The 15,889-nt window shown below is 65.2% G+C and carries 14 protein-coding genes; 6 read left to right on the forward strand and 8 right to left on the reverse strand.

The window, feature by feature from the left end; translation table 11 throughout:
• Nucleotides 1–24 precede the first annotated feature (24 nt).
• The 8 genes from AB3X96_RS12005 to AB3X96_RS12040 form a co-directional block, all read right to left on the reverse strand.
• Complete coding sequence (locus tag AB3X96_RS12005) at nt 25–2,286, reverse strand: xanthine dehydrogenase family protein molybdopterin-binding subunit (protein WP_368589892.1); 2,262 nt, start codon at nt 2,284–2,286, stop codon at nt 25–27.
• Nucleotides 2,283–3,290 (reverse strand): xanthine dehydrogenase family protein subunit M, encoded by a 1,008-nt coding sequence (locus tag AB3X96_RS12010; RefSeq protein ID WP_368589893.1) that lies wholly within the window; start codon nt 3,288–3,290, stop codon nt 2,283–2,285. The genes AB3X96_RS12005 and AB3X96_RS12010 overlap by 4 nt, the downstream gene beginning before the upstream one ends.
• Nucleotides 3,287–3,847 (reverse strand): (2Fe-2S)-binding protein, encoded by a 561-nt coding sequence (locus AB3X96_RS12015; RefSeq protein ID WP_368589894.1) that lies wholly within the window; start codon nt 3,845–3,847, stop codon nt 3,287–3,289. Before AB3X96_RS12015 ends, AB3X96_RS12010 begins: the two co-directional genes overlap by 4 nt.
• A gap of 155 nt (nt 3,848–4,002) precedes the next feature.
• Nucleotides 4,003–4,320: a hypothetical protein gene (locus tag AB3X96_RS12020; RefSeq protein WP_368589895.1), complete on the reverse strand. Its 318-nt coding sequence runs from the start codon at nt 4,318–4,320 to the stop codon at nt 4,003–4,005.
• An 86-nt stretch (nt 4,321–4,406) separates the two neighbouring features.
• A complete protein-coding gene (locus tag AB3X96_RS12025) occupies nt 4,407–5,273 on the reverse strand; it encodes a glucose 1-dehydrogenase (RefSeq protein WP_368589896.1) in 867 nt (288 codons plus the stop codon).
• Between the two features lie 269 nt (nt 5,274–5,542).
• Nucleotides 5,543–6,019, reverse strand: coding sequence for a response regulator (locus tag AB3X96_RS12030; RefSeq protein WP_176381529.1), 477 nt, complete (start codon nt 6,017–6,019; stop codon nt 5,543–5,545).
• 441 nt (nt 6,020–6,460) lie between these two features.
• A complete protein-coding gene (locus AB3X96_RS12035) occupies nt 6,461–8,140 on the reverse strand; it encodes an ATP-dependent DNA ligase (protein WP_368589897.1) in 1,680 nt (559 codons plus the stop codon).
• Nucleotides 8,141–8,150: 10 nt separating this feature from the next.
• Nucleotides 8,151–9,233: a ligase-associated DNA damage response exonuclease gene (locus AB3X96_RS12040; protein ID WP_368589898.1), complete on the reverse strand. Its 1,083-nt coding sequence runs from the start codon at nt 9,231–9,233 to the stop codon at nt 8,151–8,153.
• Between the two features lie 159 nt (nt 9,234–9,392).
• Here AB3X96_RS12040 and AB3X96_RS12045 point away from each other — a divergent pair, with 159 nt between their 5' ends.
• From AB3X96_RS12045 to AB3X96_RS12070, 6 genes are all read left to right on the forward strand, one after another.
• On the forward strand, nt 9,393–10,295 hold the full coding sequence (locus tag AB3X96_RS12045) for a YihY/virulence factor BrkB family protein (protein ID WP_368589899.1): 903 nt from the start codon (nt 9,393–9,395) through the stop codon (nt 10,293–10,295).
• A 99-nt stretch (nt 10,296–10,394) separates the two neighbouring features.
• Nucleotides 10,395–12,230 (forward strand): thiamine pyrophosphate-requiring protein, encoded by a 1,836-nt coding sequence (locus AB3X96_RS12050; protein ID WP_368589900.1) that lies wholly within the window; start codon nt 10,395–10,397, stop codon nt 12,228–12,230.
• A 230-nt stretch (nt 12,231–12,460) separates the two neighbouring features.
• Nucleotides 12,461–13,561, forward strand: coding sequence for a cell division protein ZapE (zapE, locus tag AB3X96_RS12055; protein WP_368589901.1), 1,101 nt, complete (start codon nt 12,461–12,463; stop codon nt 13,559–13,561).
• A 224-nt stretch (nt 13,562–13,785) separates the two neighbouring features.
• Entirely contained in the window at nt 13,786–14,892 is a 1,107-nt protein-coding gene (locus AB3X96_RS12060; protein ID WP_368589902.1) for a hypothetical protein, read from the forward strand.
• 52 nt (nt 14,893–14,944) lie between these two features.
• The gene (locus AB3X96_RS12065; protein WP_368589903.1) at nt 14,945–15,373 is read left to right on the forward strand and encodes a VOC family protein; all 429 of its coding nucleotides are present in this window, start codon (nt 14,945–14,947) and stop codon (nt 15,371–15,373) included.
• A 198-nt stretch (nt 15,374–15,571) separates the two neighbouring features.
• On the forward strand, nt 15,572–15,868 hold the full coding sequence (locus AB3X96_RS12070; RefSeq protein ID WP_368589904.1) for a hypothetical protein: 297 nt from the start codon (nt 15,572–15,574) through the stop codon (nt 15,866–15,868).
• Nucleotides 15,869–15,889: the final 21 nt, after the last annotated feature.

Genomic DNA, 15,889 nt, shown 5'->3' on the forward strand with positions numbered 1-15,889 from the left:
ATCGATCGACGCGGCTAGGGGCCGTCAGCCGAGCAGCTTGTCGGGTGTAATCGGCAAATCGCGGATGCGTTTGCCGGTCGCATGCCAGATCGCGTTGCAGACCGCCGCGGCCACGCCCACCACGCCGATTTCGCCGACGCCTTTGACGCCGAGCGGATTGACGATGTCGTCACGCTCGTCGACGAATAGCACGTCGATCTGGTGAATGTCGGCATTCACGGGCATATGGTATTCGGCGAGGTTGTGATTCATCTGCCGTCCGAGCACGTGATCGAACTGGCCGTGCTCGTGCAGCGCCATGCTGATGCCCCACACGACGCCGCCCGCGATCTGATTGCCCGCCGTCTTCGGATTGACGATGCGCCCCGCCGCGACCGCGCTGACCACGCGCGTCACGCGCACGGTGCCGAGCGCTTCGTCGACACGCACTTCGGCGAACACCGCCGAATGCGTGCCCATCGAATACGCCTGCTGCTTTATGTGCGGCTGCACGCTCGCCTGCTCTTCGAGTTCGTCGAGGCCCGCGCGTTCGAGCAGCGTCGCGATCGCAATCGAGTCGTCCGCGTGCGGCCCGCACACGAGCCGGTTGCGCTCGCGCCGCACTGCTTCGCGATCCACCGACGCGAAGCGCGCACCGCCATGTTCGCGCGCGAGTTCGACGAGACGATTGTGCAGGCGCGTGCAGGCCGCATCGACAGCGCTGCCCACTGACGACACCGTCCACGATCCGCCCTCGATCGGCGCCTTCGGCAGCCGCGTATCGCCGAGTTCGAAGCTGACGTCCGCGAGCGGCACGCCGAGCGCATCGGCGGCGATCTGTGTCATCGCGGTGTAGGTGCCGGTGCCGATATCGGCGGTCGAGCTCGACACCCTGACGCAGCCATCGGGCGTCAGCACCGCACGGGCGGCCGCTTTGTTCTGCATCGCGTCCCACGCACCGGTCGCCATGCCCCAGCCGATCAACTCGTTGCCTTCGCGGCGTGCACGCGGTTCGAGCGGCCGCCCGGCCCAGCCGAAGCGCGCCGCGCCTTCGCGATAGCAGTCGCGCAGCGCCTTGCTCGAAAACGGCAAGTTCTTGTTCGCGTCGCGTTCCGCATAGTTGACGAGCCGCAATTCGAGCGGGTCCATCCGCAATGCCTCGGCGAGTTCGTCCATCGCGACTTCGAGCGGAAAGAGCCCTTGGGTCGCGCCGGGCGCGCGCATGTCGGCCGGCGTCGGCACGTCGAGCTTCGCGACCTTGTAGCCCATCGACACGTTGTCGCATCGATACAGCTGCCCGGCCCAGTTGACCACCACGTCGCAGAACTCCTCATAGCGCGAGGTTTCCGACACCGCCTCGTGGATCACCGCCTGCAGGCGGCCATCCGCCGACGCGCCGAGCGCGACGCGCTGCACCGATTGCGGCCGATGCGCGAAGGTGAACATCTGCTGCCGGGTCAGCGTGATGCGCACGGGTTTCTTCAGTTCGCGCGCGGCCATCACCGCGAGCGCCAGATGATATTGCGGCCGCAAGCCGGAGCCGAACGCGCCGCCGACGAACGGCGACACCACCTGCACTTCGTCGTCTTTCAAACCGAACACGCGCTGCAGATAGCCTTTCGTATTGACGACGCCCTGAGTTTTCTCGTAGACGGTCAAGTGTCCTCGCGCATCGGGCACCACGGTGCAGCCGTGCATTTCCATCGGATTGTGGTATTGCGCGGGCGTGGTGTAGAACGCGTCTACGCGCACCCTGGCATCGGCCAGCGCTTTGCGCGGGTCGCCGCGCTCGGGCGGCGGCGGATCGAAGCCGCCCTTCTCCGCCGACGGCGGCACGGCGCTCATCAACGCCGCTTCGATATCGGTCTGATGAGAAGCGGCCTCGTAGCGCACCCGCACCAGCGACGCCGCGTAGCGCGCGAGTTCGAGCGACTGCGCGACCACCAGCGCGACCGGCTGCCCGCTGTACCACACGCGCTCGTCCCACAGCGGTCTCAATGGCGTGCCGGCCGGCGCGATCATGTCCTTGAACGCATCGACGTCCGATGGCAGCGCCGGGCGCTTGCGATGTGTGAGCACGAGCAGCACGCCGGGCAGCGCTTCGGCGGCCGAGGTATCGATCGAGACGATCTTGCCCGAAGCGATCGTGCCCGACACGACCACGCCATGTACGAGCCCTTCGGCGCAGAACTCGGCCGCATATTGCGCGGCGCCGGTCACTTTGGCGAGGCCGTCGACACGCGAGTGCGGCACGCCGATCGCGTGCTTTGGGCTGCCTGTCGATGGCAAGGTTTCGGCACGGTTCATCGCGCGGTCTCCTCGAACGAACGTTGTGTGGCCTCGCCGAAGGCGCGCACGATCACGCGCGCCGCGAGTTCGATCTTGAACGCGTTGTCGCGCTGGGGGCGCGCATCGCGCAGCAGCGCCCCCGCGAAATCGCGCACCGTCCGCGCGTTCAGCGTCTCGCCGCGCAGTGCGGCTTCGGCGGCGGGATCGCGCCACGGCTTGTGCGCGACGCCGCCGAGCGCGCAACGCGCATCGACGATGCGCGAGTCGTCATCCAGTTCGACACCGACCGCGGCCGACGCGAGCGCGAACGCATACGATGCGCGGTCGCGCACCTTCACGTATGCGTGATGCGCGGCAAAGCCTTCCCGCGGCAGCTCGATCGCGGTCACGAGTTCGTCGTCGCGCAGGTTGGTATCAAGATGCGGCGTGTCGCCCGGCAGCCGGTGAAAATCCGCGAACGGCAGCGTGCGTGCGCCGTCGTTGCCGATCAGATGCACGGTGGCGCCGAGTGCCGCCAACGCCACGCACATATCGGACGGATGCACGGCGATGCAATGTTCGCTCGCGCCGAGGATCGCGTGAATGCGGTTCACGCCGTGCAGCGCCGGGCATCCGCTGCCGGGTTCGCGTTTGTTGCACGGCGTACCCACGTCGTAGAAGTAGTAGCAGCGCGTGCGTTGCAGCAGATTGCCGCCGATCGTCGCGACGTTGCGAATCTGCGGCGACGCGCCGGCCAGGATCGCTTTCGCAAGCAGCGGGTAGCGCGCTGCGACGGTATCGTCATACGCGAGCGCGCTGTTCGTTACGAGCGCGCCGATCATCAGGCCGCCTTGCGCCGACGCTTCGATCCGCCTGAGCGGCAAACGGTTGATGTCGACGAGCAAAGCCGGCCGCGCCACGTCTTCGCGCAGCAGGTCGACGAGATTCGTGCCGCCCGCGATAAACGCGGCGGCCTTGTCCGAACGATGCCGTTCGAGCGCATCCTGCACCGCCTCGGCGCGCGTGTACGAGAAGCGGTTCATGGCCGCACTCCGCGCTGATTCGCGACCGGACTGGCTTGCCTTGCATCCTCGTCGCCGAAATGCGCCGCGTCGAGAATCGCTGCGACGATATTCGTATATGCGCCGCAGCGGCACAGATTGCCGCTCATCTGCTCGCGCACGTCGTCCGCGCAGCGCGCATGGCCTTCTTCGAGCATCGCGTACGCCGAGCAGATTTGCCCCGGCGTACAGTAGCCGCACTGGAACGCATCATGTTCGATGAACGCTTGCTGCAATGGATGCAACGTATCGCCGTTCGCGAGACCTTCGATCGTCGTGATCGATGCACCGTCGTACACGACCGCGAGCGCGAGGCAGGTATCGATCCGCTGACCATTGACGAGCGCCGTGCACGCGCCGCATTGGCCGTGATCGCAGCCCTTCTTGGTGCCGGTCAGGTGCGCATGCTCGCGCAGCAGATCGAGCAGCGAGGTCCACGCCTGAACGTCGAAGTGCCGCGTCTCGCCGTTGATCTCGAACGTCAATGCATGCGACGCGGGCGCGTCGGCCTGCGCGGTTTCAGCATCGGGGGTAGCCATCGGATTTCCTCCTCACAAGGCGTCGCGCAAGCAACGCGGCGCGCAACGAAACTCCATGCAACTCGAACCCATGCAAAACGGCGGCAGCGCGCGAGCGCGATGCCGCCGCGGCGTGCGGCGCGTCGCGACGCAGCTCGACGCGCCCGGCTGAACGCTTATTGCCCCGCCGCGCTACCCGCGCGCGGCGGCGTCGCGCCTTTGAAGCGCTTGTCGGTGGTGGTGCGGCCATTGCCGCCGCCGGCGACACCATTGGTCGCGCCCCCCGACTCGCCGACATTACCGTTCGCGTCGTTCGTACTGGTCGTATCCGGCGTGCGCGATTCTTCCAGACTTGCGCCCGGTTTTGCGGCGGACTTTCCGGGTTGCGTAGACGGATTGGAACCGGTCTGCGCGAAGCCCGCCTGCGCAAAACCTAGCGCAAGGCAGCCCGACACGAGCGCGGCCCCCAGTTTGACGGATACATCGATCTTCATGTCACTCTCCCTTATGACGTTATGGAAACCACTGCGAGAAGCCGCCATGCGCTCGCCGGCAGCCTCGCCGCCTTCGGTTCGACCACCTAAATAATCGGCGCGCCGCCTGTCACGGCAATCGTCGCGCCCGAGATATAGCTCGCTTCGTCCGACGCGAGCATCACATACGCGGCAGCGAGCTCCGCCGGTTGTCCGGGGCGCTTCATCGGCACCTGCTTGCCGAACTGCTCGACCTTGTCGGGCGGCATCGTCGATGGGATCAGCGGCGTCCAGATCGGTCCCGGCGCCACGCAGTTCGCGCGAATACCCTTTTCCGCGAGCAATTGCGCGAGGCCGCCGGTGAAGTTCTGAATCGCACCCTTGGTGGTCGCATAGGCGATCAGGCCGGGGTTCGGATGATCGGCATTGATCGACGACGTGTTGATGATCGCGCCGCCCGGCTTCATATGGCGGACCGCCGCACGCGTGATTCTGAACATCGCGCCGATGTTGGTATCGAAGGTCTTGTCCCATTCTTCGTCGCTGATCGCGTCGAGCGACGGATAGCTCATCTGATACGCCGCGTTGTTGACCACCACGTCGAGCCGGCCGAAAGCCTCGATCGCCTTGTCGACGATCGCATCGCAATGCCGGCGATCGCGGATATCGCCGCCGACCAGCACCGCCTTGCGACCGGCGTCCTCGACCCAGCGCGCGGTCTCGCGCGCATCGTCTTCTTCGTCGAGATAGGCGATCAGCACATCGGCGCCTTCACGCGCGAACGCGATCGCGACCGCACGGCCAATGCCGCTGTCGCCGCCGGTCACGATCGCTGCCTTGCCAGCGAGCCGCCCCGAACCTTCGTAGGTTTTCTCGCCGTGATCCGGTTGCGGGTTCATGCCGGCCGTGCGGCCGGGCGTCTGGTCCTGCTGCTGTTCAGGAAACGGCGGTGCCGGGCGTTGCTTGTCGCTCATGTCTGATCTCCCTCGTTGCAAATGATCCTCGACGGCGCGCACGAGCGCGCCGCGTCATCGGTCTTTCAGCAACGAGTGGGCCTGCGTGTGCGAGCGAAGTGAAACCCCTGCGTGAACTGCAACGTAGGGGCTCGCATGGCTAGGGAAGCTGCGGCGGATAGAACTGTGGCAGCCAGATGGCAAACAAATGACAAGCGGATTCGCACCGCGCCGAGTGCGATTTCCGACGGCGACCCTGCAGAAATGACAGAACGGTCAGCAAGTTTTCGCTAACAGCCTGATTCAGATGATGGCTCCGCCGCATGCAACGCGGCCGCCGATTCGAGCACGCGCAACAGACGCTCGGGCGTCAATGGTTTCGCGCAATGCGCATCGAAGCCAGCCGCCTTGGCGAGCGCGCGATCCTCACGCGACGCGAACGCGGTACACGCAACCAGCAGCATATGCGCAGTCTGCGGATGCGCGCGCAGCCGCCGCGCAAGTTCGAGCCCGTCGAGCCCCGGCATCTTGATATCGAGCAGCACCGCAAACGGCTGCCACTCGCACGCGGTCTGACACACGGCATACGGATCGTCGAGCGCACGGCACTCGAAGCCGTCGGCCGTCAGTAGCATTTGCAGCGCGTCCGCTGCTTCCCGGTAATCGTCGACTACCAGCACGCGGCGATGCGCGGCCATCGCATAGCGGATCGGCCGCCATACGAGCACGTCGTCGCTGCTGTCCACGCTGTCGTTGAACACAGTCATTTTTTCTCGCCCTTTTTCATTCGCCCTGAAGGGCATCTCGCGCCACGCGCGCAAGATTCGATCCCATTGCGTCTGCCGGACTGCGGCCAGGTTTTTTATTTCCGCTTCATTCGGACGATGCGCGGCCGGCACGCGTCGTCCCGCACTCCAGCGTTGCAATTACCTGGTATGCGGGATTCAGCGTGCCCATACATCACGGCGTTTGAATGACGGCGACTGCGATGTGCGTGCTGCGCAACATCGTTTGACGCACTGTCCTTGTGCGATCCGCCTCACTCAGGGGCGTCGCTCGACATCGGTATTCCAACGGATTGAGGGGGCCACGCAATGCATGCCGCGAGCGCTCTTATGGCGCGAATCGATGACGCGGTCATAAACAAAGGATAAGCGACGATGCCGATAAAAAAATGCTCGACGTGTTAGGGGTTTGTGCTCTGCGGGTTATCCCGCACGATTATCGATAAAGCCTTTCAGCATCGCGAGCGTGTCGGCGTCGTCGATATGTTTGTCGGTACGCCAGCGCAGCATGCGTGGAAAACGCACGGCCACGCCTGACTTATGGCGCGAACTCGCTTGTATCCCTTCGAAGCCGATCTCGAACACGAGCGTCGGCGTTACGCTGCGCACCGGGCCGAATTTATCGACGGTGGTCTTGCGCACGATCGCATCGACGCGATGCATCTCTTCGTCGGTAAGCCCTGAATAGGCCTTCGCGAACGGCACGAGCGTGCGCACGCCGTCGGCTTCGTCCCACACCGCGAATGTGTAGTCGGTGTAGAGACTCGCGCGACGGCCATGACCGCGCTGCGCGTACACAAGCACAGCGTCTACCGCATAGGGCTCGATCTTCCATTTCCACCACGTGCCCGATGCCTTGGTGCGGCCGACGCCATACATCGATTCGCGCTCCTTCAGCATCAAGCCTTCGACGCCGCGCGCGCGGCTCTCTTCGCGCAAGGCCGCGAGCGCGCTCCAGTCCGCGCCGTGGACGAGCGGCGATACGCGCAGCAGACCGCGCGCGAGCGTGCCATCGACCGAAGCGCTCAACGCATCGAGCCGCGCGCGCCGATCAACGAGCGGGCTCATGCGCAGGTCCTGGCCGTTCGCTTCGAGCAGGTCGTACGCGAGCAGCGCTGCCGGCGAATCCGCGAGGATCTTGCGAGTCAGCGTCTTGCGCGCGATGCGCGGTTGCAGTCGCGCGAACGGCAACGGCGCGGCCGCGCCGGGTTCCCAGGCGAGAATCTCGCCATCGATCACACAGCCATCGGGTAAGGACTCGCCCAATGCCGCGACCTCGGGAAAACGATCGGTGATCAGATCCTCGCCCCGCGACCACAACCACACGCGCCCGCCGCGTTTGACGAGTTGCGCGCGTATGCCGTCCCACTTCCATTCGATCAGCCAATGCGCGGGATCGCCGAGCGTCGCCGGATCGGTCTGCAACGGATGCGCGAGAAAGAACGGGTACGGCAGGCCCAGGTCGCTATCGTGTTGACGCGCATGCGCTTGCGCTTGCGTATCGTCGTCGGTCTGCGGCGCGATCAGACGCAGATAGCGCGCCGCATCGGGCTTCTGTCGCGAATCGGTCCAGCCGACCATTCGTTGCGCGATCCGCTTGTGATCCACGCCGGCCACTTCGGCGAGCGCGCGCACCACCAGTTGCCGCGCGACGCCCACACGAAAGCCGCCGCCGATCAGCTTGGTCAGCAGGAAGCGGCCGCCCCAGTCGAGTTCGTCCCAGTAACCGAGTAGACGCGTGCGCAACTCGTCGGGCGGCAGGCCGCGCAACGGCAGCATGCGTTGCTCGATCCATTGCGTGAGACCCAGCTCGGAGTCGCGCGACGCGGGCGGCAGGATATGCGCGATGGTTTCGGCCAGATCGCCCACCGCGTGATATGACTCCTCGAACAGCCACTCGGGCAAGCCGGCGCGCTCGCGCGCGATGTCGGTCAGCAAACGCGTCGGCACCAGTTGACGCGGTTTGCCGCCCGCGAGGAAATACGACGCCCATGCCGCGTCTTCAGGCTCGGCCACCGAGAAATAACTGGTCAGCGCCGCGAGCTTGTCGTGCGTCGACGTGGTCGCATCGAGCGCGGTGTAGAGGGCCGCGAAGCGTTTCATCGGGTATCCGTCATGATTCGCTCGCCGCCGGCGCTTCGTCGTCGCCGGCCGCATCGGCTTCGACGGTATCGTCGCCGTATTGCGTGTCGAACGCACTCGCCTGCAGGCCCTGCTCGTTGAGCCAGCGCACCATCGGTTCGATCGAGCCATGCGTGACGATCACGCGCGAGGCACCGCTTTCGCGGATCGCCGTTTGCAAACCCGGCCAGTCCGCGTGATCGGACAGCACGAAGCCGCGATCGACGCCGCGCCGGCGCCGCGCGCCGCGCAGGCGCATCCAGCCCGACGCGAATGCATCGCTGTAATCGCCGAAGCGCTTGAGCCACGCGCTGTTCTGCGCGGACGGCGGCGCGACGATCAGCGCCTGTCTGAACACGGCCTTGTCTTTCGCGGCGATCTCGCTGACGAGATTGACCGGCGGCAGACGCACGCCCGCGTCGCGATACGCGCGATTGAGCGGCTCGAGCGCGCCGTGGCAGAAGATCGGCCCGATCGCGGCATCGACGCTCGCGAGCACGCGTTGCGCCTTGCCGAACGAATAGCAGAACAGCACCGACGCGCGCCCTTCGGATGCGTTGTGACGCCACCATGAATCGATCGAATCGAACACGCTTTGCGGCGTATCCCAGCGATAGATCGGCAGACCGAACGTCGATTCGGTGATGAAGGTATCGCAATGCACCGGTTCGAACGCGGCGCAGGTCGGATCGGCTTCGAGCTTGTAGTCGCCCGATGCGACCCATACGCGGCCCGCGTGTTCGATGCGCACCTGCGCCGAGCCGAGCACGTGCCCGGCCGGATGCAGCGACACGCGCGCCGCGCCAACCATGAGCGGCTCGCCGTAGTCGAGCGTGTGCAGTGCGATGCCGGGCAGCCGCGCCAGCAGCACGCTCGCGCCCGCGCGCGTCGCCAGATAGCGCTGATGACCGAAGCGCGCATGGTCGGAATGCGCATGCGTGATCACCGCGCGTTCCACCGGCCGCCATGGGTCGATGTAAAAATCGCCGGCCGGGCAATACAGTCCCTCGGGCCGCGCGACCACCAGATCATTGGCTTGCGGCGCGGTGTTGTTCTGACGGGGCGGCTGATCCATCGGCTGTCCTCGGGAATGGCGGGCGATCTTTCGAACGCGGCCAAGCAAACTGTATGCCGCGCCATTGATGGCCCCGTTTCTGCTTACGGTATATAAAGCACACACGCGTGTCGAGAGCGGCTGCCATCCGGCAGCCCCCCGCGCGCACCGCGAGGCCTCATGCCGATCCTGCTCGACCACCATGCGCTGTTTATCGCCAGGCATCCCGGGCGCTTCCTGCTGCAAACGCTGAAAGCGTTTCGCGCGAACCAGGGGCTCCTACTCGCGGGCGCGGTCGCATACTACGCGTTGCTGTCCATCGTGCCGCTGCTGATCCTGGTCGTCATCGTGCTGTCGCGCGTGGTGCCGCAGCAGCTGGTGCTCGACGCGCTGTCGCATCTGTTGCGCTGGCTCGTGCCCGGGCAATCGGCCGCGCTCGTGCGTGAGCTGTCGAACTTTTTGCAGCATCGCGCGGTGATCGGCTGGGTGCTGCTGCTGACGATGCTGTTCTTCAGCTCGCTTGCTTTCACCGTGCTCGAAAACGCGATGTCGCTGATCTTCGTGCACCGCGTCGTCGTGAAGCGGCGCCACTTCCTGGTCTCGGCGTTGCTGCCCTACTGCTACATCATGTTTCTCGGCGTTGGCCTGCTGATCGTCACGTTCGTATCGAGCGCGCTCGACGCGATCGGCGCCGAAGGTCTGCAACTGTTCGGCCTGCATGTGTCGTTGCAGGGCTTCACGCGAGTGCTGCTGTATCTGCTCGGGCTCGCCGGTGAAATCTTCGTGCTGACTTCGGTGTATCTGGTGATGCCGGTCGGACGTCCGTCGCTCAAACACGCGCTGATCGGGGGCGTGGTGGCCGGCGTGTTGTGGGAGGTCACGCGGCACGTGCTGGTCTGGTATTTCGCCACGCTGTCGCAGGTGAGCCTCGTCTATGGCTCGCTGACGATGGCGATCGTGATCCTGCTGAGCTTCGAATGGCTCGCCACGCTGCTGCTGTTCGGCGCGCAGGTGATATCGCAGTACGAGCGCTTCGGCACCGAACCGCTCGACGCGCCGCAGCCGAAGATCAAGACCGGCTAGGCAAGCCCGTCGCAAGGAACAGCCCTTGCTCGTTCGATACCGACCAAAGCCGCCCATTCCACGCGGCGGCATCGACTGGATATCGAGGGAGCGACGATCATGGCTGAAACCGTTGGCGATTTCATCATCGGGCGGCTGCATGCATGGGGCGTGCGGCGTATCTATGGCTATCCGGGCGACGGCATCAACGGCGTATTCGGCGCGTTGAATCGCGCGCAGAGCGAAGCGAAAAAGCGCCATAGAGGCACGGATCAGCCGGGCCCGATCGAATTCATCCAGGTCCGCCACGAAGAAATGGCCGCGTTCATGGCCGCCGCGCATGCCAAGTTCACCGGCGAACTCGGCGTGTGCATCGCCACCTCGGGGCCCGGCGCTTCGCATCTGCTGACGGGCCTCTACGACGCGCGCATGGATCACATGCCGGTGCTGGCGATCGCCGGTCAGCAGGCGCGCGCGGCGATCGGCGGACACTATCAGCAGGAGCTGGATCTGCCGGCGATGTTCAAGGACGTGGCCGGCTCGTTCGTCGGCTTTGCGACGATGCCCGCGCAGGTGCGTCATCTGGTCGATCGGGCGGTGCGTATCGCGCTTGCCGAGCGCGCAGTGACCGCGCTGATACTGCCGAACGATCTGCAGGACATTCCGTATGAACCGCCGGGGCGCAAGCACGGCACGCTGCATTCGGGCATCGGTTACGCGCGCCCGCGCGTGGTGCCGGGCGACCAGCAGTTGCGCCAGGCCGCCGACGTGTTGAACGCCGGCCGCAGGGTCGCGATCCTGGTCGGCGCGGGCGCGCTGCACGCGACCGACGAAGTGATCGCGGTCGCCGAGAAAGTCGGCGCCGGCGTCGCCAAAGCGCTGCTCGGCAAGGCGGCGCTGCCCGACGATCTGCCTTGGGTGACCGGCTCGATCGGCCTGCTCGGTACGAAGCCGAGCTACGACATGATGACCCATTGCGATACGTTGCTGATGATCGGCTCCGGCTTCCCGTACTCGGAGTTTCTGCCGAAGGAAGGCGACGCGCGCGGCGTGCAGATCGACATCAAGGCCGACATGCTGAGCCTGCGTTATCCGATGGAAGTGAACCTCGTCGGCGATAGCGTCGAGACGCTGCGCGCGCTGCTGCCGCTCATCGAGCAGAAGCAGGATCGGCTGTGGCGTGAGCGCATCGAAGGCTGGGTGGCCGACTGGTGGAAGACGCTGGAAAAACGCGCGCACGAACCCGCGAAGGATGGCTTGAATCCGCAACTGTCGGTATGGGAGCTGTCGAAGCGCATTCCGTCGAACGCGGTCGTCACCAGCGATTCGGGTTCGGTCGCGAACTGGTACGCGCGTGATCTGCAGGTGCAGCGCGGCATGATGTGCTCGCTGTCGGGCGGCCTCGCGTCGATGGGCGCGGCCGTGCCGTATGCGATCGCCGCGAAGTTCGCGTACCCCGAGCGGCCCGTGATCGCGCTGGTCGGCGATGGCGCGATGCAGATGAACAACATGGCCGAGCTGATCACGGTCGCGAAGTACTGGCAAGGCTGGAGCGATCCGCGCTGGATCTGCATGGTGCTCAACAATGGCGATCTGAACCAGGTCACGTGGGAGCAACGCGTGATGGAAGGCGATCCGAAGTTCGAGGTGTCGCAGGAGATTCCTTCCGTGCCGTATCACCGCTTTGCGGAACTGATCGGTTTGAAGGGCATCTATGTCGACAACCCCGAGCAGATGGCGACCGCCTGGGACGACGCGCTCGCGTCGAATCGTCCCGTCGTGATCGAGGTGAAGTCCGATCCGAACGTGCCGCCGCTGCCGCCGCACGTCACGCTCGCGCAGGCCAAAGCGTTTGCCGAGACCTTGCTGAAGGGCGATCCCGATCAGGGCAACGTGGTGGTCGAGACGGCCAGGCAGGTGCTCGGTGCGGTGCTGCCGGGGCATCACGACAAATGATGCGGTAGCGGCTCGACGATGTGTGCGCGCGCCAACGGTTCGACAGAGGACGTGACTGGTAAAATGACGCGCGCTTCGTGCACGCGCTCATTGGGCCTGCTTCAGCGCAGCCCATCACGCCGCCCCTTATCTCATGCTCACACACGTCCTCGCCGTTTTCCCTGCGGCCCATTCTGCGTCATTCGCGCAGGTCGCATCGTTCGCATCATCCGGCATGGACGCCCTCGCCCATGCTTGACGAAACCCGCATCGCACGCGCATTGGCCGCGCGCGGCATCACGCCCGATCCGAGCCAGCGTGAGGCAATCAGCGCACTCGTCGCGTTGCTCGGCGCGCAGCAGCGGGCACGGCGTGCATGGTCCACCGCCGCGTTCGGGCCGCAAGGCGTCTACTGTCATGGCTTGCCGGGGCGCGGCAAGAGCCTCGTCGTCGATACGCTGTTCGAGCTCGCGCCATGCCGCAAACGGCGCCTGCATTTCCACGAGTTCCTGCGCGAGATGAACCGCCGGCTCGTCCAGGCGCCGCGTGGCGACGACCGGCTCGGCGACGTATCGCGGCAATGGCTCGACGGTATGGAGCTGCTGTGCTTCGACGAATTCCATGTGCACGATATCGCCGACGCGTTCCTGATGGGCCGCTTTCTCGACACCGCGATCAACCTCGGCACGCGGATCGTGCTGACGTCGAACTACGCACCGGACGATCTGCTGCCCGACCCCGAGTTTCACGAGCGCTTTGCGCCGACCATCGCGCAGATCAAACGCGCCTTCACGGTGATCCATTTCGACGGCGCGCGCGATTACCGCTTCGGCGGCGAAGCGGCTGAGGTGCCGCGCTTTTTCGCGCCGCTCGATGCGTCGAGCGAGGCCGCGTTGCGCGAGATCTTCACGAGCCATGAAAGCAGCGCTGTGATCGAACCGGTCAAGCTGAGCGCGGCGGGCCGCCCGCTCGAAGCGCGCGCGGCCGGCAGCGCGCTGCTGTGGGCGGACTTCGAGCAGCTATGTGTCGCGAGCCGCTCGCACCTCGACTACCTCGATCTCGCCGAGCAATGGCAAGGCTTGATCGTCGATCGTCTGCATACGGAAGCATTGAGGCAGTCGCATACGCTGCAGCGCCTCGTGTGGCTGATCGACATCTTCTACGACCGCAAGCGCGCGCTCTTCATCGCGTCCGATCAGCCGATCGAGAGCGCGTTGATCGGCCTCGAAGGCGCGCATGATCTGTCGCGTACGCTGAGCCGGCTCGCCGAGATGCAATCGCGCGCATATCGGAGCGCGCTCGAGCGGGGCGGCGAGGACCACGCGCAAGACGGGATCGACGCCGAAGCTTGAAAGCCGGGCATCCACCCTGCGCACTTCTGCAATTCTTGCAAGGCAGCGGTAAAGCGTGCCAACGCCCTTGCGCATCGACGCACGCGCGACGCCGCCGCACGCGGCGCCGGATCGACAACGAAGCCGCCCGCTGACCCGGCCCGCCGCTTGCGCGGGAATGGGTTCTGCTACCGCCGAGCGCAGACCCCCATTGTTCAGCGGATTACCGCCGCTCGCGCCCATCCATGCTCAGAACCGCTTCCGTAGCCGCCACATTGTGCGCGGCCTGCCTCACGTCCGCCTGCGTGCATATCGGGCCCTCGCGTCTGAAGGCCGATCAGGTCGACTATGCGCGGGCGCTCGGCGACGCTAAGAAACGCGCGATCCTCGCCGCCGTGATCGGTCTGCGCTACGGCGATGCGCCCGCGTTCCTGACCGTCAGCAGCATCATCGCCGCCTACACGTTCGACACCACCGGCGGCGCGACGCTCAACGCCGGCTCGGGCACCATGCCGAACTACGCGCAGGCGACCGGCAGCGTGTCGTACTCGAACCGGCCGACCTTCACGTTCACGCCGACCACCGGTGAAGCGTTCGCGTCCGCCTATATCCGGCCGCTCGCGCCGGCGCTCGTGTTGCCGCTCGCCGAGGGCGGCGTGCCGATCGATCTGCTGTTGCGCATCACCGCGCAATCGATCGGCGGTCTGCGCAACGGCGATGTGCTCGGCGGCAACAACAGCGCGGGCGCGCCGGGCTTCTTCGAATTGCTGCAGGCGTTGCGTCGTCTGCAACTGGCGGGCGAACTGAACGTCGAGACGCGGCAACTCGATGTGAAGGCCGATCTCAAAGACGGCCAAAGCCCCGCACTGGCCGTGTTCCTGTCGATCGGCGCGACCAGCAGCGGCGAGTCGCCGAGCACGGCCGCCGATGTCGCGCGCGTGCGCAGGCTGCTGCATCTGTCTACGAAGACACGTAGCTATGAGGTCGTGTACGGCCCATCGTCGACTTCCGCGAAGGGCGAGCGCATTACGATGGTCACGCGCTCGGTGCTCGGCATCCTCAGCGATCTCGGCGCGCAGGTGCAGGTGCCGCAGGAGCGCATCAGCGACGGTTCGACGAAGCCGACCGTCGGGTTGGTCGGCGGTGAAACCAGGCCGACGATCATCGTGCACTCGGGCAAGGCCGCGCCGGCCGATGCTTATGTGTCGATCGCATATGGGCCTTCGGTGTATTGGGTCGAGCGCAATGACTTCGACTCGAAATACGCGTTTACGGTCGTGCAGAATCTGATGGCGCTCGCGGAGTCGGATACGAGCAGTAAGGCGCCGGTGGTGACGATTCCGGCGAATTGACGAGCGAATGTAAGACGCTCACCCGCCGCTCTTTCGCGGCAAAGGAGAAGCCATGGAAAAGATCCCAGTTACCACCGCCTTATTCATCGCAGGCTTTGGCCCGATCGTGACCGAGGCCCAGCCAAGCCGCGATCTCTATGGCCGGGCCTTCGGTATCCCCTTCAAGGAAGAGAACGGCGGCTATCTCCATACGGAGAGTCTGAACGGCGCAAACTCTTTCGCGTTGTGGCCGCTCTCTCACGCCTCTCAGTCTTGCTTCGGCACCGAATCGTGGCCTCCCGACGTACCCATCCCGCAAGCCTGGATCGAGTTCGATGTCGACGACGTCGAAGCGGCAACGGCAGAACTTGAATCGCAAGGGTATCGAATGCTGGTCAGAAACCGGAATGAGCCATGGGGCCAGACTGTCAGCCGCTTTATCGGGCCGGAAGGATTGCTGATCGGAATCACGTATACGCCCTGGATGCGGGACAAGAAATGATGACGGCCGCCGCGCAGATCAGGGACGAGCGCGCATCGAATTGCCCGGTTAATTCCTGAAATCGATATTCACCATTGTGAATAATGCGCATAACTATCAGGCTTCGCTTTCCTAAACTTGGAGTCTCGCGATCCTGACGGAAACGTACGTGAGCATCGTTTGCGTCGATATCGCAATCCATTAAAGGAGAAGCGCTTCATGAACAAGGCAACCAGCACATTGATCGCGGCCGTCGCCGCACTGATGCTGTCGGGCGGCGTATATGCGCAAAGCAACAACACGCTGGCGACTCCGTCCACGAAGTCGCCGGCCGCTCCAACGAGTGGCTACGGCACGCCTGGTGCCACCGGCTCGGACAGCGGCTCGGCATCGCCGAACTCAGGCCAGCCGATGAGCACGATGAGCACGGACAGCAGTTCCACGTCCCGCCAGCCCGCTTACGGGGTCAACAACTCACTGGCGACCCCATCCACGAAGTCGCCAGTCGGCCAATAAGCGCAAGCGTGGCTGGCAACC

Origin of the sequence: Paraburkholderia sp. BR13439 (assembly GCF_040948805.1) — a bacterium.
GTDB lineage: Bacteria > Pseudomonadota > Gammaproteobacteria > Burkholderiales > Burkholderiaceae > Paraburkholderia > Paraburkholderia youngii.

Bases quoted from the DNA above. Each gene is read 5' to 3' on its own strand.
- AB3X96_RS12070 (WP_368589904.1), top strand. From the start codon at position 15,572: ATGAACAAGGCAACCAGCACATTGATCGCGGCCGTCGCCGCACTGATG.
- zapE (WP_368589901.1), top strand. From the start codon at position 12,461: ATGCTTGACGAAACCCGCATCGCACGCGCATTGGCCGCGCGCGGCATC.
- AB3X96_RS12040 (WP_368589898.1), bottom strand. From the start codon at position 9,233: ATGGATCAGCCGCCCCGTCAGAACAACACCGCGCCGCAAGCCAATGAT.
- AB3X96_RS12050 (WP_368589900.1), top strand. From the start codon at position 10,395: ATGGCTGAAACCGTTGGCGATTTCATCATCGGGCGGCTGCATGCATGG.
- AB3X96_RS12060 (WP_368589902.1), top strand. From the start codon at position 13,786: ATGCTCAGAACCGCTTCCGTAGCCGCCACATTGTGCGCGGCCTGCCTC.
- AB3X96_RS12030 (WP_176381529.1), bottom strand. From the start codon at position 6,019: ATGACTGTGTTCAACGACAGCGTGGACAGCAGCGACGACGTGCTCGTA.
- AB3X96_RS12020 (WP_368589895.1), bottom strand. From the start codon at position 4,320: ATGAAGATCGATGTATCCGTCAAACTGGGGGCCGCGCTCGTGTCGGGC.
- AB3X96_RS12035 (WP_368589897.1), bottom strand. From the start codon at position 8,140: ATGAAACGCTTCGCGGCCCTCTACACCGCGCTCGATGCGACCACGTCG.
- AB3X96_RS12065 (WP_368589903.1), top strand. From the start codon at position 14,945: ATGGAAAAGATCCCAGTTACCACCGCCTTATTCATCGCAGGCTTTGGC.
- AB3X96_RS12010 (WP_368589893.1), bottom strand. From the start codon at position 3,290: ATGAACCGCTTCTCGTACACGCGCGCCGAGGCGGTGCAGGATGCGCTC.
- AB3X96_RS12015 (WP_368589894.1), bottom strand. From the start codon at position 3,847: ATGGCTACCCCCGATGCTGAAACCGCGCAGGCCGACGCGCCCGCGTCG.
- AB3X96_RS12045 (WP_368589899.1), top strand. From the start codon at position 9,393: ATGCCGATCCTGCTCGACCACCATGCGCTGTTTATCGCCAGGCATCCC.
- AB3X96_RS12025 (WP_368589896.1), bottom strand. From the start codon at position 5,273: ATGAGCGACAAGCAACGCCCGGCACCGCCGTTTCCTGAACAGCAGCAG.
- AB3X96_RS12005 (WP_368589892.1), bottom strand. From the start codon at position 2,286: ATGAACCGTGCCGAAACCTTGCCATCGACAGGCAGCCCAAAGCACGCG.